Source organism: Halorubrum sp. C191 (genome assembly GCF_002727095.1).
GTDB classification, from domain to species: domain Archaea; phylum Halobacteriota; class Halobacteria; order Halobacteriales; family Haloferacaceae; genus Halorubrum; species Halorubrum ezzemoulense.
The window spans coordinates 1-838 of sequence record NZ_NHNZ01000190.1; the positions used below are offsets into that span (position 1 = coordinate 1).

Annotated in this window: 1 protein-coding gene; it reads right to left on the reverse strand. The window is 53.1% G+C overall.

The features are described 5' to 3' along the window. Positions 1-182: 182 nt before the first annotated feature. On the reverse strand, positions 183-838 hold a 656-nt coding region (locus Z052_RS16970), incomplete at its 5' end, for an IS4 family transposase (protein ID WP_144050065.1).

Genomic DNA, 838 nt, shown 5'->3' on the forward strand with positions numbered 1-838 from the left:
CTGTCTCTTACCCATAACTCAGCGCTGCTGAGAAAAATCAACCAAATTCGCTCTGATATGAGTGGATTGGTCAGGAAGGAATCATTATTGATGCTGACTCACGACTTTCAGAGGCTGGACGGTCTGTGACCCTGAACAGAAGCTGGATTGACGAGAGTCTCGCTGAATGAGCGGCTTGGCGCTCATTCAGCACCCAGTTCGTAGCCTTCTGCCCACATGCGGAGCTTCTGAAGCCCTTTCCACATCGTCTCCCAGCCTGGAGGGGGATCTGAACCGCGGTCTAAATATCCGCCAAGCTTCGCCACATGTACCGCGTAGGCTTTCCCGCTTTGACCGCTCAGTTCTGGAAATTTCGTTTCCAGAACTGCGCGTTCGGCCTCGCTTAACAAGATCTCTGGAGCAACTGAACCCTCTCCACGGGCTAGCTCTCGTAACTCCAAGACCTTCCAGGCAATCACTGAGTACACGCTCAACAACACTTCCATACGCTCCCACGTTTGCAGTTGCCGCTCTTCGATTTTACAACCGCTCTTCAGCACCTTGTGCCAGTCTTCGATCCGCCAGCGAAGGCCGTAGTACTCGATAACGGCTAGAATATCGTCGAACGTTTCGACCGATTCAGTGGTGAGTAACACCCACTGAATCGGATCGCCAGCCTCAGTGACTTCATCCACTCTCACCACATTCACTTCGACGGACCCTTCTTGATCCGGATTATTTCGCGGTGCGCGCAACTCACAGGTTCCTGCAGTGATTGAGACTTCGGCTGTTCTGGCTTCTCGTCCACCGCCTTGTTGAATCTCAATGGAGTTGCGACCTCGTTCTGCGAGGTCGCTAC